Here is a 229-nt window from a genome sequence, read left to right on the forward strand (position 1 = left end):
GGCATCTCTTTATACCAAAACAGCCGATCGGAAACGCTTAGCTATCGAAGCAATTAAAAAACTACAAAAAGGTTAGAGCAATGTGCGGCGACTAAAAAACTAACCAAAGCACCAAAAAAATTATGAACGAAATCAAAGCGACGTTTGTGGTGAATCAGAAACCAGAGGAGAAATAGGTGGTTGTGCCTGTTGCATTGTTTTCCATAAATTGTAGTTTGTTTGCATATCC

General features: G+C 38.4%; 1 pseudogene. It reads right to left on the bottom strand.

What is annotated here, in order from left to right:
- Positions 1–132 precede the first annotated feature (132 nt).
- Positions 133–229 (bottom strand): annotated as a pseudogene (locus ACFIO5_RS11460) (HigA family addiction module antitoxin); the annotation flags it as partial.

The organism is Bartonella sp. AA86SXKL (assembly GCF_042196885.1).